This window comes from Paenibacillus sp. 598K, assembly GCF_003851045.1.
Classification (GTDB): Bacteria; Bacillota; Bacilli; order Paenibacillales; family Paenibacillaceae; genus Paenibacillus_D.
In genome coordinates this window covers 1-339 of the sequence record NZ_BFBX01000202.1, presented here as the reverse complement: position 1 = coordinate 339, position 339 = coordinate 1, and the positions used below count along the sequence as shown (strand labels likewise).

1 protein-coding gene is annotated in these 339 nt (G+C 57.5%); it reads right to left on the bottom strand.

Translation table 11 applies throughout. The features are described from left to right. A partial coding sequence (locus PA598K_RS34375) for an RNA-guided endonuclease TnpB family protein (RefSeq protein ID WP_148092038.1) occupies positions 1 to 339 on the bottom strand: 339 nt, incomplete at both ends.

Here is a 339-nt window from a genome sequence, read left to right as displayed (position 1 = left end):
GCCCTTGGTCATCATCTCCAGGATACGCAAGTCTTCGAGGCAGATCGTTTGGTTTTCACGAATCCACTTCGTCGTCTGCTTTTGGAGCACATCCTGTCGGCTGTTCCGAATCTTCTCATGGATGCGGGCCACCTTGATCTTCGCCCGCTGCCAGTTGCTGCCGCCTCGCATGCGGCGTGACATCCGGCGTTGCCACTTCGCCAACTGCTGTTCATAGCGGCGTGTGTGTCTCGGATTAGCAACGACCTCGTCATCGGAGGTCACCGCCAGGTACTTCAGCCCTACATCAATTCCGATCGTCTGCTCACAGACCGGCAGTGGCTGGATGTCCACCTCGCA